This window comes from Colwellia sp. MB3u-55, from assembly GCF_014076785.1.
In the GTDB taxonomy this organism is placed as follows: domain Bacteria; phylum Pseudomonadota; class Gammaproteobacteria; order Enterobacterales; family Alteromonadaceae; genus Colwellia_A.
The window spans coordinates 265,634-288,501 of sequence record NZ_JACGUS010000122.1 but is presented as its reverse complement, the minus strand read 5'-3'; the positions used below and the strand labels follow the sequence as shown (position 1 = coordinate 288,501).

General features: G+C 39.5%; 14 protein-coding genes. 7 read left to right on the top strand and 7 right to left on the bottom strand.

The genetic code is table 11. The annotated features are described in order from the left end of the window. Positions 1–113 precede the first annotated feature (113 nt). The 7 genes from H4J66_RS17475 to H4J66_RS17445 all read right to left on the bottom strand — a co-directional run bounded on the left by H4J66_RS17475 (position 114) and on the right by H4J66_RS17445 (position 10,347). The gene (locus tag H4J66_RS17475) at positions 114–1,511 is read right to left on the bottom strand and encodes a CmpA/NrtA family ABC transporter substrate-binding protein (protein ID WP_220463341.1); all 1,398 of its coding nucleotides are present in this window, start codon (positions 1,509–1,511) and stop codon (positions 114–116) included. A 350-nt stretch (positions 1,512–1,861) separates the two neighbouring features. Beyond that, a complete protein-coding gene (locus tag H4J66_RS17470) occupies positions 1,862–2,935 on the bottom strand; it encodes a CmpA/NrtA family ABC transporter substrate-binding protein (protein WP_182176212.1) in 1,074 nt (357 codons plus the stop codon). A 41-nt stretch (positions 2,936–2,976) separates the two neighbouring features. Beyond that, positions 2,977–3,621 (bottom strand): ANTAR domain-containing response regulator, encoded by a 645-nt coding sequence (locus H4J66_RS17465; protein ID WP_220463340.1) that lies wholly within the window; start codon positions 3,619–3,621, stop codon positions 2,977–2,979. Positions 3,622–3,965: 344 nt separating this feature from the next. After that, entirely contained in the window at positions 3,966–4,301 is a 336-nt protein-coding gene (gene nirD / locus H4J66_RS17460) for a nitrite reductase small subunit NirD (RefSeq protein WP_182176211.1), read from the bottom strand. A 26-nt stretch (positions 4,302–4,327) separates the two neighbouring features. Beyond that, a complete protein-coding gene (gene nirB / locus H4J66_RS17455) occupies positions 4,328–6,871 on the bottom strand; it encodes a nitrite reductase large subunit NirB (RefSeq protein WP_182176210.1) in 2,544 nt (847 codons plus the stop codon). 215 nt (positions 6,872–7,086) lie between these two features. Next, complete coding sequence (locus H4J66_RS17450; protein WP_182176209.1) at positions 7,087–8,868, bottom strand: bifunctional protein-serine/threonine kinase/phosphatase; 1,782 nt, start codon at positions 8,866–8,868, stop codon at positions 7,087–7,089. A 6-nt stretch (positions 8,869–8,874) separates the two neighbouring features. Further along, complete coding sequence (locus H4J66_RS17445; RefSeq protein ID WP_182176208.1) at positions 8,875–10,347, bottom strand: NarK family nitrate/nitrite MFS transporter; 1,473 nt, start codon at positions 10,345–10,347, stop codon at positions 8,875–8,877. Between the two features lie 701 nt (positions 10,348–11,048). On the opposite strand from H4J66_RS17445, the gene H4J66_RS17440 reads away from it, so the two are divergent. The 7 genes from H4J66_RS17440 (at position 11,049) to H4J66_RS17410 (ending at position 22,788) form a co-directional block, all read left to right on the top strand. Then, the gene (locus tag H4J66_RS17440) at positions 11,049–13,517 is read left to right on the top strand and encodes a S8 family serine peptidase (RefSeq protein ID WP_182176207.1); all 2,469 of its coding nucleotides are present in this window, start codon (positions 11,049–11,051) and stop codon (positions 13,515–13,517) included. Positions 13,518–13,701: 184 nt separating this feature from the next. Then, entirely contained in the window at positions 13,702–14,538 is an 837-nt protein-coding gene (locus H4J66_RS17435) for a DUF6689 family protein (protein WP_182176206.1), read from the top strand. A gap of 35 nt (positions 14,539–14,573) precedes the next feature. After that, positions 14,574–15,476: an FHA domain-containing protein gene (locus H4J66_RS17430; protein ID WP_182176205.1), complete on the top strand. Its 903-nt coding sequence runs from the start codon at positions 14,574–14,576 to the stop codon at positions 15,474–15,476. A gap of 26 nt (positions 15,477–15,502) precedes the next feature. Continuing rightward, complete coding sequence (locus H4J66_RS17425) at positions 15,503–18,856, top strand: serine/threonine-protein kinase (protein ID WP_182176204.1); 3,354 nt, start codon at positions 15,503–15,505, stop codon at positions 18,854–18,856. After that, a complete protein-coding gene (locus H4J66_RS17420) occupies positions 18,846–19,577 on the top strand; it encodes a sensor histidine kinase (protein ID WP_182176203.1) in 732 nt (243 codons plus the stop codon). The genes H4J66_RS17425 and H4J66_RS17420 overlap by 11 nt, the downstream gene beginning before the upstream one ends. Beyond that, positions 19,574–20,212, top strand: a complete 639-nt coding sequence (locus H4J66_RS17415; RefSeq protein WP_070374702.1) for a response regulator transcription factor — start codon at positions 19,574–19,576, stop codon at positions 20,210–20,212. The genes H4J66_RS17420 and H4J66_RS17415 overlap by 4 nt, the downstream gene beginning before the upstream one ends. A gap of 101 nt (positions 20,213–20,313) precedes the next feature. Further along, a complete protein-coding gene (locus H4J66_RS17410) occupies positions 20,314–22,788 on the top strand; it encodes a S8 family serine peptidase (protein ID WP_182176202.1) in 2,475 nt (824 codons plus the stop codon). Positions 22,789–22,868: the final 80 nt, after the last annotated feature.

Sequence of the window (22,868 nt, the reverse complement as noted above, 5' to 3'; positions counted from 1 at the left end):
CCTAATGTTTTTTTATTAATTACAGCCGTCATTTTTGTTCTCCTTTATGCGCTGCCAGTTAATTGACGGCGCATAACTACTCAGTAAAGTACTGGCTAAAATACGACAAGGTTCTAAAGTTTGTCACCAGCTTTTAGGCCAATTTTAAACTTGTTTATATAAGCGTTTGGTTGAGTACCGTCATAAACAATGTTGTCAATAAAGTGTTTTTGAGGAGTACGGAAACCGTCTTCACCGACTAAGTCTGAAAAGTCGCTTTTAGACAATAACTTGTCATCAACTAATGATTGCGCTGCAGCCATGTAAATATCAGGACGATAAACTTGTGCGGCAATATCTTTGTACCAACTATCAGGTTTGTCATCGCTAATTTGTCCCCAACGACGCATTTGTGTTAAATACCAAATAGCATCAGAGTAGTAAGGGTAAGTGGCGTTGTAGCGAAAGAATACGTTGAAGTCAGGTACTGAACGGACATCACCTTTTTCGTACTCGAAAGTCCCTGTCATGCTGTTTGCGATAACGTCGTAATCAGCACCAACATAGTTTGACTGAGATAAAATTTTCACTGCTTCTGGACGATTAGCATTATTGTTGTCGTCTAACCATTTAGCGGCACGAATTAGTGCGCGTGTTAAACGAATGGTGGTATTTGGGTATGTTTCAGCAAAGGCTTTAGTAATACCAAATACTTTTTCTGGGTTGTTCTTCCAAATTTCATAATCGGTAACGACCGGCACACCAATGCCTTTAAATACGGCTTGTTGGTTCCAAGGTTCACCTACACAATAACCATAAATAGTGCCGGCTTCCATTGTGGCTGGCATTTGTGGAGGAGGGGTTACTGACAACAGCACTTGTGCGTCAATCTTTCCTGATGTATCACCTTTATGAGGAGCGTAAAATCCAGGATGAATATCACCAGCCGCTAACCAATAGCGTAACTCGTAGTTATGTGTCGACACTGGAAACACCATACCCATGTTGAAAGGTTTACCTTCATCAAGATACTTTTCTACAACAGGTTTTAAGGCATCCGCTTTAATCGGATGAACAGGTCTTCCATCGGCTTGCTTAGGAATATTGACCTTCATTTGCTTCCAAATTTCATTAGAAACAGTAATCGCATTGCCATTTAAGTCCATTGAAAAAGGTGTAATGATTTCAGCTTTAGTCCCGTAACCAATCGTTGCTGCAATGGGTTGGCCAGCAAGCATGTGAGCACCATCTAAACGACCATCTATAACGCCATCAAGCAATACTTTCCAGTTCGCTTGTGATTCAATCGTGACGTATAGTCCTTCATCTTCAAAAAAGCCTTTTTCATAAGCAATCGCGATGGGGGCCATGTCAGTTAATTTAATAAAGCCAAATTTAAGTTCTTCTTTTTCTGGGTAGCCTAGCTCTGCTGCTTGTAAAGACGAAGTCAGTAGGGAGCCAGAAATACATAGTCCTGCAATTACAGTACGGCATAATTTTTTATATTCATTTTTTAAAGTTGTTTTCAACATACCTTTCTCCAAATAAAAAAGCCCACAGTACTTCGGATACAATCCGAGTACTGTGGGCTTCAATGCCAAACTAACAATGACTACGTCGTTGCAGTGCGATTAGTTTTAACGAAATAAGTTTTGAGTCAATTTTCACTTTATCGTTAAAACAACCGCTGTTGATTGAATGAACATGAAAACGCTATTAACTATAAAGCACAATTAGTGCCATTTATTAATTGTATTTAAAATCAGTGGTTTACTTTGTTTTATGTGTTTATGATTAAATACTTTGCTCCAACAGTGATAAGTATTTGCACTATTTTGGTGTCTATAGAGCTGCAGGCAGATACTCCATTTTAATAAAGGCTCTACTTATTCTTGTATATAGCAGCTTGATAAATATCTTCCCTGTAGATCGAAGCAATGTCTAGATCCGTTATTTGTTGTCTGTTTATGTGCCCACACGCTTGCATTAATTTGGCAATGTTTTCAACGTAATGATGTGCTGGCCTATTGAATGTGGGATCACCTAATGTCGAAAATTGTTGATAACTTTCTACTTTACGTGGTGATGTATTGTTAAGGGTTAGGCAACTTCCCATTAATGAAGGCGCAATTACGTCGATATGTGTGTCTAAATACTTTGCACGACTCAATAACCTCGCTGCTTCAAAGCGATTGGGAATATTTTCAAGCCATTGGCATGCTTCATATAAAGCAGATATTAAGGCAAATGTTGTTTCTGGGTGCTTAACTTGCCAATCAGACATTAATCCAAGCACCTTCTCAGGTGAATCTTCCCATAAGTCAGAAGAAGTAACACCTGTGATGCCAACACCTTCTCGAACCGCTTTAGCATTCCAAGGACTACCGACACAAAATCCATCAAGATCCCCTGAATGCATAGAAGGCACCATGTTTGAAGGAGGTACAATTAATAAATTAATGTCTGATGGATCGATATCACTATTCTTTAGCCATTCAATAAGTTGATAATGATGACAGCTATAAGGAAAAACGACAGCGAAGGTTAATTTATTACCTTCTTTTTTTCGTTGCTCTATTTCATGTCTCAATATATTGGCCGAAAATGGCATACTGATCTCATTGGTATTGTGTTGTAATAATATTTTTTGGTAGAGTTTAGTCGATAACGTGATGCCATTACCGTTACGGCTCAATATCATTGGGGCAATCACGGTTGACTTTTGTCCGTGTAAACCTAAGTTACAGGCAATGGGCATAGGGGCTAACATTTGGGCGGCGTCAATAACTCCGCTATGCAATTTATCTCTTAATGTGGCCCAAGAATTTTGTTTGGTTAGGTTTACGTTAAGCCCCCATTTTTCGTAAAATCCCATTTCATGAGCAATGACTAAGGGGGCACTATCTGTTAATGGCATAAAGCCAAGGGTTATATTTTTTTTTTCAATATTAAGCATAATTGATATTCTCTACAATTTTTTAACACGTCTTTAAATATCTAAAAAATGCTAGCAACAGAAAGGATATTTTTGGCAACATCATCCATTTTTTGGCTGTTATCCATCGCTATTTTTCGAATGAAGTGATACGCATCTATTTCAGACAGTTGTTTTGTTTCCATTAACCAACGTTTAGCTTTATCGATACTTTTCTGACTAGACAATTTTTGTTTAGTGTCAGCAAGTTCTTGTTTTAGTCCTTGAAAAAGCTCAAATCTCGCAATAGCCACATCAATAATTGACTTCACTCTTGTTTGGTTAACTTCCCCTACCACATAAGCACTAACCCCTGATTTGACCATCTGATTAATGGTAGTATTGGCACATTGTTGTTCTGAAAAAACTACGATAGGTTTAGGGGCGAATTGAGAAATTTTATTAAGGTTTTCAAGCATATCTCTGTTTGGAGATTCTATATCAATAATGATAACGTCTGGGTTTAGCTGTTTAACATCTCTTAATAAAGGTACGCCAGAATGAGCAACATGATAGATATCATATTGCTCATTTATCAGTACGCTCATTAATACCTTTGCTTTTGCATGGTTTATTTCGGCAAGCAATACTTTTAATCCTGAAGGAACATCCTGATGTATGGTATTTTTATTAGGCAAAGACAAGGTTTTATTTTTCAATTTATTCAAATTAAAATCAAGAATTAAGTATATTTAGAATATTAAAGCATAATTCACACCAGAAGTTTAATTTATTTAATATCAATTGGTTAAGTTTTTACTTTTGTTTTCTATACTCGTTTTTATTAGTTTTTGATGCAGAGATGCACCAAAATAACCTCTTCCAGTATTAACTGTTTTAAACACGTTAGCATGTAGGATTGGGATAACTAATCTTCGCGTATGCTGACATTTTTGTAGCCGATGCTAAGTGAGTCATATTAGGCTTAAATTTAATGATGAATGGTAAAAAAATATAAATCCCAGCATTGTTGACTTTGCTAGGATTTTTATGAAAATAAAGGATAAAATCCTTAACCAAATATTTCTAACTTTCCATCAGTAACGCGTGTTTCATAGGTTTTAATCGCTAAGGTATCATCATCTAAACAGGCTCCTGAATTTAAAACAAAGCGCTGTTTTAATAAGGGTGAAGCAACGTAAATATTACCTTTAGTTTCACCAATTAAACCACGGTATAAAACGTTTGCTTGACCAAAGGGATCAAAGTTAGAAATAGCATAAACGGTGTCCTTGCCTACTTGGAATAAAGCCACTTGTTCTTTGTTTGCTAATAATGCACAAACACCTGAATTTTTAATTAAATCACTGGTTGAGCAAATGGTTTGCCAGCTATTTTCTGTTGTCATTTTATTTTCCTTATTCGTAAACGTATTTATGAAGGTGTTAAATCAACGGCTTGAATTTGAACGCCATATTTTTTCTCATCACCTTGAGCGGGTCTAATTTGATCACGCTCAGTAACGAATTCGATGTTGCCATCGACAGTGTCAGAGTTAACAAACTGACGAAAACGCTTTAATTGCTCTTCACTTTCGATGGTTGTTTTCCACTCACATTGATAGGTATCAACGACATTTTGCATTTGCTTTTCTAATTCAGCATTAATCCCTAAGTGATCGTCCTTAACTATTTTCTGCATGTAGGCTAAGCCGCCTTCTAGGTTTTCTAACCAGACAGAAGTACGGGTTAAACGATCTGCTGTGCGCACATAAAACATTAAGTAACGATCGATATATTTCACTAAGGTTTCATCATCTAAATCAGTCGCGAATAAGTCGCCATGGCGAGGCTTCATGCCGCCATTGCCACTGACGTATAAGTTCCAGCCGTTTTCAGTAGCAATAATACCAATGTCTTTACTTTGTGCTTCAGCACACTCGCGTGTACAGCCCGAAACCGCAAACTTAATTTTATGAGGAGAACGCAAGCCCTTGTAGCGATCTTCTAAGAAAATGGCCATTGCCATGCTGTCTTGTTGGCCGTAACGACACCAAGTGCTGCCAACACAAGATTTAACCGTACGTAACGATTTACCATAGGCATGACCAGTTTCCATACCTGCATCAATTAAGCGTTTCCATATCGCCGGTAATTGGTCAACACGTGCGCCGAATAAGTCGATACGTTGGCCGCCTGTTACTTTGGTATAGAGGTTATATTCTTTAGCGACTTCACCAATAACAATTAACTTATCTGGGGTTACTTCACCGCCTGGCATACGGGGAACGACAGAATAAGTACCATCTTTTTGCATATTACCTAGAAAGACATCGTTGGTGTCTTGCAGTGATACATGGTCGGGTTTTAATATGTAATCGTTCCACACCGAAGCGAGAACAGACGCTGCTGCTGGCTTACAAATTTCACAGCCTAGACCTGAACCGTGTTTTTCTAATAACAGGTCAAAGGTTTTAATTTGTTCTGCTTGCACAATGTGAAATAACTCAACACGGCTGTAAGCAAAGTGTTCGCAAAGGTCAGTGCTAATTTCTACCCCACGTTTTTCTAATTCGTGATCTGTTACTTTTTTCAATAAGGCGGCACAACCACCACAGCCTGTTCCTGCTTTCGTTGAAGACTTTACTTCACCGACATCAACGGCGCCACAATTAATAGCAGCGATAATATCGCCTTTGGTGACATTCAAACATGAACAGATAGTTGCGGTATTAGGTAAAGCATCTACGCCTAAGGTGGGTTTTTCGCCTGAGCTGGGTAAAATTAAACCGTCAGGATTTTCTGGTAATTCAATACCATTTAAGGCGTATTGCAATAAGGTATCGTATTCACTGGTATCACCCACTAAAACCGCACCTATTAATTCTTTACCATTGGCACTGACCACTATTTTTTTATAAATTTGGTCAGGTTGGTTTGAATAGACGTAGCTTTTACAACCTTGAGTACGGCCATGAGCATCGCCGATCGATCCCACATCCATACCCATTAATTTTAATTTAGTGCTCATATCTGCACCAGTGAACTGCTGTTCACCGCCAATAATGTTATCTGCGGCCACTTTAGCCATAGTGTAACCTGGCGCCACTAAGCCAAAAATAAAGTTATTCCACAAAGCACACTCACCAATAGCGTAAATATTTTCGTTAGAGGTTTTACAGTTGTTATCAACCACAATGCCGCCTCGCTCGCCAACCGCTAAATCAAATTCACGTGCTAAATTATCATAGGGGCGAATACCGGCTGAGAATAAGATGACGTCAGTTTCTAAATGTGTTCCATCGGCAAAATTCATTCGGTGAACACATTCTTCACCGTCGACAATTTCATTGGTGGCTTTTTGTGTATGTACCTGAACACCAATGCCTTCGATCATTGAACGCAATAAAGCGCCGCCGTCTTTGTCTAATTGCACACCCATCAATTGTGGGGCAAACTCTACAACGTGTGTCTGCAGGCCTAGTTCTTTAAGGGCGTTAGCGGCTTCTAAACCTAATAACCCCCCACCAACAACCACACCAACTTTACCCGCTTTAGCTGACGCTTGAATGTCTTCTAAATCTTGAATAGTACGATAAACCAAACAATGGTCACGTTCTTTACCTGGAATAGGGGGAACAAAGGGGTATGATCCTGTCGCCATAACTAATTTATCGTAAGCGAAAATGTCACCCGACTCAGTCGTAACAGTTTTTGCAGCTTTATCAATATCAGTGACTTTTGCGTTGGTAAAAAAATTAACGCCTATTTCGTTGTAATATGCTGGCGTAGTCATGGCTAAATCATCAGCAGTTTTTCCAGAAAAGTACTCTGATAAGTGAACGCGGTCATAAGCTAAACGGTCTTCAGCTGATAGAACGGTAATTTCATAGCCGGCATGTTTCGCCATTTCATCAACAAAGTGATGGCCAACCATGCCATTACCAACGACGACGATCTTCTGAGGTTGTGTACTCATTTTTGGAACCCTACTTCTTTAAATTACTGCTGTATTAGCAGAATTAGATAATGATTTGTTATTAGCAATAAACGAACCAAGTAGTTTTCTCAATAAATTCAGTCAGATAGTTATTTAGGTGTGAGTTGTAACAGCGATTTTGCACTGCAGTGAAGGCATCAACGCACCAGAGGTGTGCACCATAATCATCAGCGGTAAGTGCAAAGGGGAACGGGTTAATTAATTAAAGATACCATCAAGGCAATAAACAATAAGGTTGATACTAATTGCCAAAAAAAGATAGGATCACGCTTTAACAAGGGTTGGTTTTTGTATTCTTCAACGGCAGATGAACTCGGTTTATTTAAATCACTAAAAAATTCTGAAAAGGCTCTATAGCGCTGTCTTGGGTCTGCAGCTGTTGCTTTTTGAAGGCTTAAATCTAACCACAAGGGCAGCTCTGGTCGAAACTGTTTAATGCTACGATATTGTATGTCGTTATAATTTTTAATGGTGACTTCAGCACGTTGCATTGGTTTGTAAGGAAGTTCACCAGATAACATTTCATAACAAATAACCCCCAATGAGAATAGGTCACTTTGATAATCAGCTTGCATATGCAATAAGGTTTCAGGCGCAATGTAATTTAATGAACCGTGTGGCACTTGTTCTTTTATTGTTTCTTGGTTTTCATCAAGTGAAGCGACAAATACGGTGCCGTAATCAATCAATTTAATTTGACCATATTCATCGATCATAATATTGTCGGGCTTTAAGTCGCGGTGAACTAAATCTAAACGTTGAAATGATCGTAATGCGCCGATCACTTGTTTCATTATATCGCGGACCTGCGCAATGCTAGGTTTAGGGTTGTCATGTAACCATTCACCCAGGGTTTGACCTTTAATGTATTCACATACATGGTATAAAAACTGGCTGTCTTTTTTAGCAGATAATACACGCATGACATTAACGTGTTTAATGCGTTCTCCCACCCAAGCTTCCCGCATAAAACCTTGTAAATAAAAGGCGTCATCTGAAAAGTTAGCAGAGGGTGCTTTTAACACATAAGGCTTATCTGTTTTAACATCGACGACTAAATACAAGTGTGAACGAATACTGGCGTGTATTATTTTTTTAACGAGGTAATTATCAAGCTTTTGACCAACTTTTAATGCCGGAGGGATCGCTTTTGAACTCAGGTCGCGTTCAATTTCTGCCAGTTTCCGATTCGGTATCGCGTCAATATAAACCAGTAAGCAGGTTACATTGTCATGACTACCGCGCTCAAGTGCGGTGGCAACAATTTTTTCAGAAAGAGCTTCTAAGTCAGACTTATTGGGTGATAACGGCAATGAATCAAAGAGTGTTTTAAAAGCAGCTTTACTAACAAAGTCATGAATACCATCACAACTTAGCATGAATAAATCTCCTGCCTGTAAATCGACTTGATAAACATCAACTTCTAAATGGCTATCAGCACCTAATGCGCGTGTTAATAAATCCTGTTGCCCTATTTGTTTACGATTATGATCACGGGTTATAATTTCTAATTGTTGCTGGCGATATTTTGTTATACGGGTATCGCCAACATGAAAAATATAACCGGTGTTTGATTTAGCAATAAGCGCTGAAAAAGTCGTTAGCCATTGAGGCGAGTCTTGATTAACTAGAGCATCAACAAATCCGCTTTGTGAATACAACCAGTTATTTAAACTGCTTAATACTTTAGCGGCAGATTTCTGTGTAGACCATGTTTCGGGCGTAGCAAGATACTCTTGAATAAATTGAGTGACCGCAAGTTGTGAAGCTTCAGCGGCTTTACTTGCGCTCGATACTCCATCTGCTATCGCCACAACCGCGCCTTTAGCGCGTAATTCAAGCTTTTTTGGCACAATAGCAGCAAAAGCGTCTTGGTTTTCTGCCTTTAAACCTTTATGAGAAAAACCACCAAAGCATAGTTGTAAATCTACAACCGTGCTTTGGAGCGTTTGCTTGTCTGTATTGATAACAGTCATGTTAGCTTAGTGACCGACATTAATTAATTCAACTGTGCCATCTTCACGTACCTCAGTCATTGTGCCTTTTGGCTCTACCATAAAGAGTAATGTAATAAAGCCTACCACAGCGGTAGCGGCAATCACCATAAAGAAAGTCGAGTAATCAACCATAGTTAATACGGTTAAGTAAACCACCGCACCCACGTTACCGTAAGCGCCTGTCATACCGGCAATTTGTCCCGTTAAACGACGTTTAATTAAGGGGACTGCTGCAAATACAGCTCCTTCACCCGCTTGCACGAAAAAAGAACAAGCCATAGCTGTTACTACTGCTAGGGCTAATGGCCATTCTCCGGTGATTTCAGACATGGAAAAATAACCCACAGCTAAACCTGCTGTTAAAATTAATAAGGTTTTCTTTCGGCCAAACTTGTCTGATAGCCAACCACCACCAGGACGAGACATTAAATTCATAAATGCATAAGTAGAGGCTAACATCGCTGCGTACACCATGCTTAATTCGAATGTTTCAGCGAAGAATAATGGTAACATCGAAACAACGGCCAACTCAGAACCGAAAGTTGCAAAATAAAGCACATTTAACACAGCCACTTGCTTGAATTCGTAACGATGAATTTCTTCGACCGGTTTTGAAAATAAGTGACCGTTTACTTTAATGGTTTGTTTTAATTCAATGGCAAACAAAACCACTAAGCTAATGTAGGCAATGACGGCACTTTGTTCTGTTAATAAACTGACACCGGCAGGTGATAATTTCCAGGTGAGTAAAGCTAAAGCGCCATACATAGGAATTTTCATAACGAGTAATAAGAAGAAGTCGCCCGTTGAGGTCACTTCCATTGCACCTGTTTGTTTAGGTTTGAAATACGTTGAACCCTTAGGTGTATCCGTTACGTTTTGATACCAGACAACACTGAAAACCAAGCTTAATACACCGGTAAAAGCAACGGCGTATCTCCAGCCATCTTCACCACCAAAGGCTAATGCTAGTGTAGGTAGTGACATGGCAGCAGCGGCTGAACCAAAGTTACCCCAACCCCCATAAATGCCTTCAGCCGTCCCTAATTCGTTAGCGGGGAACCATTCAGAAACCATACGGATTCCAATAACAAAACCCGCACCAATAAAACCTATTAAGAAGCGCGAAAGTGCCGCTTGTTCAAACGTATCTGCAAGCGCAAACATAAAACAAGGGATACTACAGACACCAAGCAAAACCGCGAATGTTAAGCGCGGACCGTATTTATCGGTGAGCATACCAATGACAACACGTGCTGGAATAGTTAACGCTACGTTTAATAACATTAATGTTTTTATTTCAGCTTTTGTTAGCCCTAATGAATCAGCAATAACTGAGACCAAGGGAGCAAAGTTAAACCAAACAGCAAACGTAATGAAAAACGCTATCCAACTCATATGTAATGCTTTCATCTTACCTTTGAATGAAAATATATTGAGACCTTCTTGACCGCTCATGTACCACTCCTAAAATTGAGTCAATTAAATAAGCAGGTTTATTTAATACTCATCATTGATTGAGTTACGTAGAGCAAAGGTAGTGCCATCATTATTACTTTATCTATCACATTGTTTTAAAAGCTTTTATTGTTATTTCTCTTGCGCGGATGACTTTTAGTGCACAACACAATGACGATTACGCACACATAGAGTGCAAAAACAGAGTAAGTAATCAATGCATCATAAATGAGCGCTGATATTAGGCATATACCTTTAACAAGCAGTCAATAAAACAGTAATGGTATTACCTTCCTTACAAGTACAATCCTTAAAAAAACGATTGTTGTTGCGAGAGATTAGTTAGATGAGCGCTTTATGGTTGAGTCATTAGTGGGATTGATTTGAGCTTAGGTCACCAGAAAAATGATGACTGAACGGTCCGCTTGATTAAGTCTCAAGTGATGTTATTTCAGATGTAGTGGCTTGGTGTTTAAAAGTACCAAAGCCATTTATTAGCGTATGGATTAAGAGGGTGAATAAAATGGCTGTGCTAAAACAGAACGCCGCTTAAATCTCCTTAATGACTTATCTGGAAAATTAACGACTAGGGGTTTTCCCCTATATAAAGTAGGGGCTGTTCCCGATGGTCTTATTTGCCAAAATCTAGTCAAATAATAGCGTAAATAAAATACACTTTTAAAGACGGGTAGATATAAAGTATGAAGGCAACAATAAAGAACATGGCATTAACCATGTCAATCGCAGGTATCAGCCTAAGTGCAACCGCAGCTGCAGTAATTGGTTCTCAATTAGAGCAACAATTACAAAATATGACAGTAACGGACAGTGCTATGGTTGTTGTTTCCTATGATCAACTTGATGCATTAACAACTACCCAGTTGCAAAGCTTATTAAACCTTGGTTTAACTCAAGGTGTACAGTTTAAATCACTACCTATTGTTGGTGTGATGGCAAACGCCAGTCAGATTAATCACTTAGCGGCAATGCCAGGTGTTCGTTCGATATTCGCTAACCGTTCATTAGAATATTATAATGCTGAAGCACGTCAGATAACAGGTGTAGAAAAACTGCAATCTAGCACATTCGATAGTAACAATGGCATGAAATACACGGGTAAGGGCGTTACCGTTATTGTTAATGATTCAGGTATCGATGCAACATTAGATGATTTAGAATATGGCGTTAAAGTGATTGAAAATGTGCAAGGCGTTACCCATGCTCAAGCGCTTTCCTTAACAGGTTTTGACGGTATGTGGCTAGAAGGTCAACGTAACACTGACTTAAATGTTGGTCATGGAACACATTGTGCCGGTACTGTCGGCGGTTGGGGGACTCAGTCTGGCGGCAAATACCAAGGTGCGGCGCCTGGCGCTGATATTATTGGTTATGGCTCGGGCGCGGGTCTTTCTATTTTAGATGCGCTGGGCGGCTATGATTATGCTATTACCCACGTTTGGGATTTTAACTCGCCCATTCGAGTGATGAGTAACTCTTGGGGCTCTAGTGGTAAATATGACTCTGCAGGTCCAATATCTTTAGCGTCTTATAAAGCTCACAGAATGGGTATTATGTCGGTATTTGCTGCCGGTAATAGTGGTTCAGGCGAAGACACGCATAATCCATATGCTCAAATTCCATGGGGTATCTCTGTTGGTGCAAGTACCAAGCAAGGCGATTTAATCGATTTTTCATCGCGTGGTAAACGTGGTGAAAACGGTAATTTTAGTATGCCAGACGGTTCAGCTTGGACTTATATCAATGAAGTGACTATTGTTGCCCCAGGCGTTGATATTATTTCGACTCGTGCTAAAACCAATATCGCTTCTAATGGCGGTGCCGATGATATTGGCGTGATTGAAAACGAATACTTACCATTTTACACAAGAATTTCAGGCACTTCGATGGCAGCGCCTCATGTTGCCGGTATTATTGCCTTGATGTGGGAAGCTAATCCCAATTTAACCAATTTACAAATAAAAACTATTCTTCAAGAAACCGCTACTAATATGCCCGGTTACCAATCTTGGGAAGTGGGCGCGGGTCATGTCAATGCATATGCAGCAGTTGCTGGAGCCCTAGGTTATAACGAACAAAACAGTGCAACGGTGAACAATCTCAATACATTTAATGCCAATGCGATTATTATTGATGATGAAGCACCTGAGCCATTTAGCGTTTTATTTACCCCAGTAGGTGAACCTGAAGTCCATCTATTTAACGTTCAAGATGATGCCGCATGGATAAGTGCTTCGTCTGAAACATTGGCCAATCTGGTTAAACTTAAATTGGAAGCTCCAGACGGTACCGTCTATTTTGGTAACTTAACAACGCCTGTGCTAAGTAGCACCATGCGAGTTTCTGCACCAGCACAAACCGGGAAATGGAAACTATCTGCCTTTGGCATCACTTCTTTATCAGGTGTACAAGCTGATCCAACAGGTACCACTAATGGTCCTGGTATTCCTGAATATATCGAAGGTGATATTTCGATTTTAACCTCAGGTGGCTACGAGGGGTTAAACGACATTGCCGGACATCCTGCAGAAAAAGCAATTGAATTTGCGGTCAGTGAGCGTTTAGTTGATAGTAAAAACGATCAATCTTATCGTCCTGATGCTAAGTTAAGACGTAAAGAGCTGGCGCAATATTTAGTCATGGGTATGTCAATTAGGCAGCACCGTGGCTTCTTAAATGATAATAAAACCGTCTTTACAGATGTTAACGCAAAACACGCACCTTTTGTTGATGCCGTCACGGAAACTGGCTCAGCACTTAAAGATCGAGTACAAAACCAAGCACCGGTGATGATCTCTAATGGTGATAGTTTTCAACCACACGCTAAGGTGAATAAACAAGAGTTAGCTTATTCACTGGTACAGGCACTCGGATTAGAAAGACAAGTTAAAGACTTTAGTAGTGAGATAACCGTTGAATATAACGGTGAACGTATTGCTATTAGGGACTCAAGCGATATTAATGAAGCGCTAAAAAGTTATGTGCAGGCTGCAATAGATATGTCATTAATCGGGGTTCGTTTCGCGATTGAACAAGGACCTTATGACCTATCGCCAACTGTTGTTGCATACTTTGAACCAGCCAGCGTTGTTAAGCGTGGAGATTATGCCATTATCATTAGTCGATTATATGATGGATATTTACGTAAATAACTGTTAACAATTAACATTTATATAATTAACATCGATAACAAAACCAACCTTACTAGGCTTGGTTTTGTTGTTAGTAAAAGCACCATAGAACTTGCTAATTGACGTAGATCAACGTAGGTTCTAGTTAGAACAGTGTAAAAAATAATCTGATGACATTGTCAGGTTACTACCCAGAGGACAAAATATGTTGCATATAAAAAAGCTACTTACTTTAGTACTAACATCAACAGCTATGTTGGTCAGTACAATCTCATTCGCTTCTGAATCGGTGTCAGTCAACGTACAAGGTAATAAGGTCGAGGCGGTTATTCATTTACCAGGCAATATTTCTGCCGATATGACTCTACAATTTGAAAATGCAGTTGGTTTAACGAAAGAGAGTTTAGGACTAACGGCAGAAATTATTGACGTTACCTCATTAGATTTTATTGACCGTTTACCCGATGGCTTAAATATCTCTCCCTCTGCAGCATTTCCAATGATGATTACCATTGAGCCTTTGGCGAACAGTGGTTTTTCATTTTCAGGATTAGCATCGGTTGATTTACATACGCATAATTTAGAATATACCGCGGGTACACCGCTGCGATTCTTTAAAGCGCCACTTAATGGTGAGTTTAAAGATATCACTATGACTATGGGTGCCGGTAGCTATAGAACACGTGGTTCAACAGGGCGTTTCTCACAATTTATTATTGTTGCCGATTTACGGGCTCCGTTGGTTGTTGTTAACCAAAAATTTAACGATTTACAAACCGCACTTAATGATTTTTCATCCAAAATAAATGCAGCGGTTTTTTCAATGTTACTGCAAGATGTAAATGAAATTAACCAACTTATTTTGTCGAACAATTACCATATGGCGAGTAGTAAGCTTAATGACTTTAATCGCCGTATTAATGATAATAAAGGTATAAATATTCCTGATGTTTGGCGTTCAAGTCGAGATATTCATAATGTTGCTGGCGAGCTTATGGCTTATGCCAACACCTTACGGTTCAGCTTGCGATTAATCAAATAGCATCGACAAAATAGTGTTCAATTAAGGGTGATCTTATGCCAGCTAAAATTACAATTTGTTATCCGGACCAACCAGCGATAGAAAGTTTTCTTTATGAAGATAATGGTTACCGTTTAGGGCGTTCTCACGAATGTGAGTTGTTGCTTGATCACCCAACAGTTTCTCGCCAGCATGCTAAAGTTGCCCATTTAAACGAAATTTGGCAACTCGATGATGAGCGCAGTCGTAATGGCACTAAAGTTAATGGTATAGCCATTACCCATTCTACTTTAAAAGATGACGCGATTATTTCTATTGGCGAACTCGATTGTCTTTTTGAAACTAAGTCGTCAAAACAAGTTGATGCGATAATTACTCACAATGCATGGCGGTTGTCGAGTAGCCAAACACCTACTTCAATACCGTTGACCGAGCATTTAAAACAAAATCTCTCTGAACAATTGCAAAATATTATCATGTTAACGGGCACTCAACGCGGTATCGTCTTACTTGGCGATACGTTAGCTTCACTTAATGTGAGTATTGCCCATGGTATGCAGCGAAATGATTTTAAACTATCAGAGTTTGAAGGCAGTGTTGGCGCGATAACACGTTGTTTTGAAAGCGGACAAAACGTGGTTGCCATGGATGTTTCATGCCATGAACTGTTAAGTGCTCGTAAAAGCATTGAACTGAAAAAAATTGCTGCTTTAGCCTGCATCCCACTGTTTTATGAGCATAAAGTGGTGGGAATTATTTATACCGACAGCAAAATGTCTGATAAAGTGCTGACCGAGTTGGATATAGAAATCTTAAGCAGTATGAGCCAACAACTCGAAGCAACCGTTCAGGCGATGTTGCTGCAACAATCTATTGATTCATTGCAACTAATTCTTAATGAGAACTCGATATGGACATCTAGCGAAAAAGACTGTAGTTTGCTTAATTTGTGCCACTAATACTATATTATTAGTAAAAAGGCTGTATGAGCGATTCGAAATCACCCAAGTTAATACATAGCGATGATGATCAGCTAAATGCGACTCAAATAATACCCTTATCTAAGCCGCTTGATGCTGGAGAGTGTCTTGTTGGTCGTTTTGAAATTGAAAGTCTGCAAGGACAAGGCCGTTATGGTTTTGTTTACCGCGCCTATGATAAGCAGCTCGATACCGTTATCGCCATTAAAGTCCTCAACACATCGCTGAGTCAAGATAAGCAAACCATTGCTGATTTTAAAAAAGAATTATTATTGGTTCGTCAATTAAGTCACCCCAATATTATCCGCGTTCATGAATACTACCAAGATGAAGATGTTCACTTTTTAACCATGGATTGGATTTCGGGTAGCAGTCTAGAAGAAGCTATTGCATCAAATTCACTCACAACTGAACAAACTTTTCAAATTATTGAGCAATTATTAGATGGCTTAGCCTTTGCTGAAAAAGCGGGCGTTACTCATAAAGATATTAAGCCTGAAAATATCATGTTAGATGAGTCAGGTCGGCTCTTTATTGCTGATTTTGGCTTGTCTGCTTTTAATAAAGAAAGTAACGCTGACAGTGTTTCAGGGACACCTTATTATGCGCCACCTGAGTATTTACAAACCGGTAAAATAAACTTAACCACTGATTTGTATGCCGCAGGTGTAGTGATCTTTCAATTATGTTGTCACGGTTTACCATTTAGTGGCCACTCGGTCGATGAAATTTTACAGACTAAGTTGTTAGATAAACCTAAATTTAAGGCCGTTAAAGAAGAGTTTACCTTTCTAAAGTCATGGTCATTAACACTCATTTCTCCGCATCCCGCATCCCGACCCACTAATATTAGCCATGCGCAGAATCAATATATTAGTTTATTAGCAGAAAAAGATAATAAACCTATCAGCAAAAAGCGGTTAATAGTGACGGTTATGTCGATGATGGTATTTTTTATCATCGCAGTGGTTTTGTTTATGAATCGTCAAACACCGATTAAAGCCAATGCGGTCGATCATTACGCGGTGGCGATATTGCCTTTGCAGACACAAGAGGGCGCATTTGATCAAACTTTTGCTAACTATTTGAATTACCAATTAACCGATATTAAGAACTTAAGGGTGATTGAACAATCGAGATTAAGCCAGCTATTAGCACAACTGGGTATTACACCTCCCATTGATGACGCTAATATGGAGTTGATATCTGACTTACTGCAGATTGACGTGCTTATTAGCCCACAAACCTTTATTGCCGGTTCTGAGGCTAAAGATATTCAGTTTCAGTTGGTATCTGTTGATGGTTTTAATATTCAACGCGAAACCTTAATAAAAGCTCCTTATGACAAGAAAGATTGGCAAGAAGTGACTCGACATTTTGTTGATAAATTTAGGCAGCGTTTAGACATAGAAGTGAATGCCGAAAAAACCATTGAGATTGAAGAAAACCCTTTAGTTGATTTATTTCCTATTAAAACACTTATTTTAAAGGGTGACTTTGAGCAGGCGCAGCAAGTGTTAAGCCAAATATTAGTGAGAGAACCTACTGCTGCGCAAGCTTGGCTGCAACAAGGTGAATTAAACCTGACGATAGGTTTATTCATGGAAGCCGAACAGGCTTATAGCCAAGCGATAGCATTAAGCGCCACTAATTCTTATACGGCGAAACTAGCGAGTGCACGCTTAAATGATTTAGCGGGTAAAGTCGAACAAGCTCAAGCTGATTATTTAAGCTTAGTGAATGCATTTCCTTACAACACTGAACTTAAGATGATGCTATCAGAGTTCTATTTTTTAATTGAACAACATAAAAAAATGGAAGTCTTATTACAAGAAGTGGTAAAAATTGATCCAAACCATCCTAGTGCATGGTTTATGTTAGGTAGAGTGGCATTTTTACAAGGTGATTTTGAAAAAGCGTTAAATGAATATTTTGTTAAGGCACTGATCACCGCTAAAAAACTAAAAAATCGTGTTCAAGAAGGTGAGGCGCTAAATGCCTTTGGTGTTGTTTATGAACAGTTAGGAGAAACAGAACTTGCCTTTGATTATTATCAACAATCGTTAAAAATTAGAAGACAACTAACTAACTTAGCCGATGCAGCGACCACTATGACTAACTTAGCCGCTATGCATTTAGCGGTTGGCGAATACCAGCAGACGGAACAATACCTAACAGAAAGTTTAGCTATCTATCAGAAGTTAGACGATCAAGAGGGCCTTTCGAATACTTATAATGAGCTAGGAAAATTGGCTGAAGAGCAAGCTTCGTATCAAACAGCCTTAGAAAATTATCGCCATGCGTTAAATATTCGAGTTGAACTCAATAACTTAATGCTCCAAGCAGAGAGTATGAATAATATTGGCTTCACTTATTTTATGTTGCTTGACCCAGAACATGCCTTGGTTTATTGGCGTCAATCAGAGCAGCTATATCAGCAAGTACAATTTCCCATTGGCATTATCCATGTACGACAAAACTTGGGGCAGATGGAACTCGCTAAGGGAAACTGGCGCAATGCCTATCACCTGTTTAACAACACTTTAACCGATGCTGAAAAACTCAATATTACCGAAGAGTCGATCGTTTCACGTAGCTACCTAACAAAACTCGCTTTTTTACAAGGTAATTTTTATGCGAGCATTGAAGAGTTAACGGTGACTTATCAAGCGGCTGTTAAAGCTAATGACGTTAGAGCTATGGCTGAATTTGGTCTATGGTTAGCCGATTGGTCATTACAGCTGGGCGACCAAGAGCAAGCGGCTAAGCACTTAGCCAACATAAACGATATAGTTTCGCATCATGGCAATAAAGAACATATGAGTAAATTTCAGTTCTTAAAAAGTCAGACGGTAGGGAGTTTATTGACAGCGGTTATTGAAAATAAAAATAATAGGGTTTTAGATCATGCTCATCAATCTATTTATATTCGCCAATTAATTTATCAGGCAAGACAGTCTCTACACCAAGGCAACAAAGATATCAGCGTTTATTTGACCCCACTAGCTAACGTTGATTTTAGCCTGCAACAATATCAGTATATTGAATATTTAGAGCTTTTAGCCGTACAACAATATTTTGCAGGAGCTTGGTTTGATTTAAAAGCCACACTAAGGTCAGCCGATATTTTATTAAGAAAAATGGGCGATTATTGGCGCAGTTTTCAATTTGATCGTTTACGTGCTCAATTGGCGATTGTCAATCAACAAGACCCAACAAAATATTATAAAAAAGTGACTAAAAAGCTGATGCATCTTAAGGTTAATTTACCTCCAGAATTCTCTGGTAAATTCATAGAAACTCAAGACTATTTTGAATTAAATGATTCATTAATGGAGTTATCACGCCATGACCAATAATGCCAATAATGCCAATATTGCTAAAATGGTTAATCAACTTAATGAAAAGCAAAAACAAATATCACAACAGCTTTATTCGGGTAATGAGCAAATGCGTGGTTTGGCAAAACGCGTTTGGCGAGTGCAAGAAGATGAACGCAAGCATATCGCTCGAGAATTACATGATGGAGTAGGACAACTGCTAACGGCTTTGATTAATCAACTGCAGCAAGTTAAAAAAGGAGACGAGAGTATAGCGCTTGATGAGAGTATCGATCTTGCACGTCAAGCCTTATCAGACACTCGCGTGATTTCTCGTTTAATGCGCCCCAGAATTTTAGATGACCTTGGGCTTATTCCTGCCCTTGATTGGTTAGTGCGTATTATGGCGGACCCAGAAAAAGCGACGATTGAATTTCATCATCAAGTTGACAGTATTTTAGATAGTGATACTCAAACCCTAGCGTTTCGAGTAATACAAGAAGCGCTGACCAACGCGATTAAGCATGCACAAGCACAAAAAATTATTCTCAACTTAATTGCGACTGACAATCTTTTAATGATTAAAATAAAAGATGACGGTATAGGAATGAAAGCAGATCAAGAAGCGAGTCCTGAGGGTTTTGGCTTAGGCGCAATGCGCGATAGAATAAGTGCCTTCGGTGGTCAATTAACAATAATTTCGCAGCCAGGACAAGGCTGTGAAATAAAGATATTGGTAACGGGGAGGAATGGCCGATGATCCGTGTTCTTATTGCAGATGATCATACTATTTTACGTCATGGACTGGTCAGTTTATTAAGTAAAGATGATGATATTCAGGTGGTTGCTGAAGCAGCAGACGGACTTGAAGCAGTGAGCAAAGCGCTGGAATTAAAACCCACCGTTATCGTTATCGATATTAGCATGCCAGGATTGAACGGTATGGAAGCGGTTAAACGCCTAAATGGCCAACTGCCAGGCACAAAAGTGTTAGTGCTAACTATGCATGAAGAACAAGAGTACGTCATTCATATGGTTAGAGCGGGTGCTTCTGGTTATTTATTAAAAGACAGTGCGAGTGACGAGCTCATCGATGCGGTAAAAGCACTAGCTGCGGGGAAAACCTATTACAGCCAATACGCGGCAAGTGTGTTGGCATCACAATACAACAAACCAGCAGAAAATTGGCAAGACCCCTACAAAAACCTAACTAATCGTGAACGTGAAGTCTTTCATTTAATCATTGAAGGTAAAACCACCAAAGAAATTGCTCGTTCATTAGATATAAGTGTTAAAACAGCAGAAAACCATCGCGGTAAAGTGCTAGATAAATTGAGCGTTGCCAACGCTGCTGAATTGGTCCGTTATGCGGCCAAAAACAACCTACTGCTATAAACAAGGTATATTAACCTCTTCCTTGTAGGGGTTTTACCTGATTATTTTAAAGCTTAATGTTTGGCATGCTCGATGTATCAAAACATATAAGGGTTATTCCAATGCTAAAAACACAATTAAAAAATAAAATATTAATCGCTGGCCTTATCGGTGCAGGCTTAACTTTCATGTCGCTAAATATTGCCGCTAAATCTATCGGACCTGAACTGAAAGGTTTGATGGCGACTGCTGAAGTACATGAAGTTTTTAACGTCATCGTTACTTTCGAAGGTAAAGGAGCTATTAATGCACAACAGCTAAACGTTATTGAATCGACGGGTGTTATTGGTGGCGTAAGCTTTAAGCAGTTTCCTATTGTCGGTATAACGGCAACAAAGGCGCAAATAGAAGCTATTTATAAATCAAATAAAGTACGCTCTGTTTACTACAACGCACCATTGTCATTAGAAAATAATAGAGCAACACAAATTACCGGTGTTGACCGCTTACGTGATGATAAATCGTTACGTAGTAACGGTATGCCATATTCTGGACGTGGTATCGGGGTTGTGGTTAATGACTCGGGTGTTGATGGCACGCACAGCGACATTAAATTTCCTAACCACGTTGTTCAAAACGTATTGGCACAAACTAACCTAAAATCGTTATCAGATATTTTACCCATAACTTACCAAGAAGATATCGCAAACAGTGATATTGCTGGTGGTCATGGCTCTCATGTTGCGGGCATTATTGGCGGCAACGGTGCGATGTCCAGGGGTGAATATCAAGGTGTTGCTCCTGGCGCAAAAATTATTGGTTATGGCTCAGGTGCTGGTTTATTTATTTTAGACACTATTGGTGGTTTTGATTACGCTAAGACGCATCAATTTGATTATAATATTCGCGTTATTTCAAACTCTTTTGGTAGTACAAGTGATACAGGTACTGACTTTAACCCTGACCATCCAACCAATGTTGTCACTAAAACGTTATCAGATGCGGGTATTATTGTCGTTTTCTCTGCGGGTAACTCGGGTAGTGGCGAAGCGACAATCACTGGTAACTTCAAAAAAGCGCCTTGGGTCATTACCGTAGCAGCGGGTGATAAAGACGGTAAATTAGCTGACTTTAGTTCACGAGGTGTTAAAGGTAAAGGTGGTGAAGTTACGGTTGGTGGTGAGCTCTTTCAGTGGGAAGACCGTCCTACTGTTACTGCCCCAGGTGTTGATATTATTTCAACCCGTGCTTCATTATCTAGCTTAAGTGCCTTGAGTGTTGCCGATGATAGCGACGTGATGGAAGCTAATCACGTACCTTATTATACTTCTATGAGTGGTACGTCGATGTCGGCTCCACATGTTGCTGGTGTTGTTGCTTTGATGTTAGAAGCTAACCCTAGCCTAACGTGGCGTGAAGTGAAGTCAATATTGCAAGAAACCGCAACCAATATGCCAGGAAGAGAAACGTGGGAAGCAGGCGCAGGTTATGTCAATGCCTACGCGGCAGTACAATCAATTGTCGATAAAAGTTTAGCCTTTGGCAAAACAACTAAAATCAACCGTGATTTTAATGCTAAAGCGTTAACCTCAGTGCAGTCAGAAGATGATATGTCTGTGCCGTTTAGTCCTGTTGGTGATAATAAAGGTGTTGTTGTGACCGTCAATGCTGAAGCTTCTATGGTGATGGTTCGAGCAAACATTGATGATAATACGGTAGCACTTACCTTGACTAGTCCTTCGGGCAAACGTTACGGGTCAAGTATTGCTTTACCTGTTTTAGGTCAAAACATTGCAGTGACAGCGCCAGCTGAAGCGGGTGATTGGATACTTAAAGCAGGTGGTATTGGTAGTCTTTCCGGTGTTGCGCTTGACCCTACTGGATTAACCAATGGTTATGCAGTACCTGGTGATATTGACGTAACAGTTAAGATTATAAAAACTGACGGTTATCTTGGTCTTGATGACTTGACTAACCACCCTGCTAAAGCGTTTATTGAATTCGCAGTTAGTGAAGAATTAGTCGATGCAAATGCGCTAGGTTTCGAACCAGATAATAACCTTACCCGTCAAGACCTAGCTGATTTTTTAAGCTTAGGTGCTGGTATTCGTCAATCAAATTTGGCAACAACAACCACATTTGCTGATGTTACAGGAAATACTACTTACACTGCTGCTATTAATGCGGTTAGTGAAAAGGGTGCCGCTTTACGAAATGGTGCACAAGATCAACATGCGGTAATGTTGACTAATGGTACTCATTTTAACCCACAAGGCTCAGTTAATCGTAATGAGTTAGCTTATTCTTTTGTACAGTCACTGGCTTTGCAATCGGATGTAGAAAACTTTACCGGTGACATTAAAGCTCTTTATGGCGAGCAACTGATAGTGATAGCAGACCAAGCTGATATTCCACAAGAAATGAAAGGTTACGTACAACGAGCCTTGCAATTAGGGATATTAGGCGCAAGGTTTGACGTTCAACAGGGTGCTAACGATTTAGTCCCTACTATAACGGCGACCTTTAACGGTGAAACACGAGTTAGCCGCGCTGATTACGCAGTAGCCGCGACACGTTTTTTTAATAACTACCTATAGACTGAGTATCAAGGCAATTAAAGCCTATCGGGTAACATCAGATAGGCTTTAATTACCCACTATTATTACAATATATACCA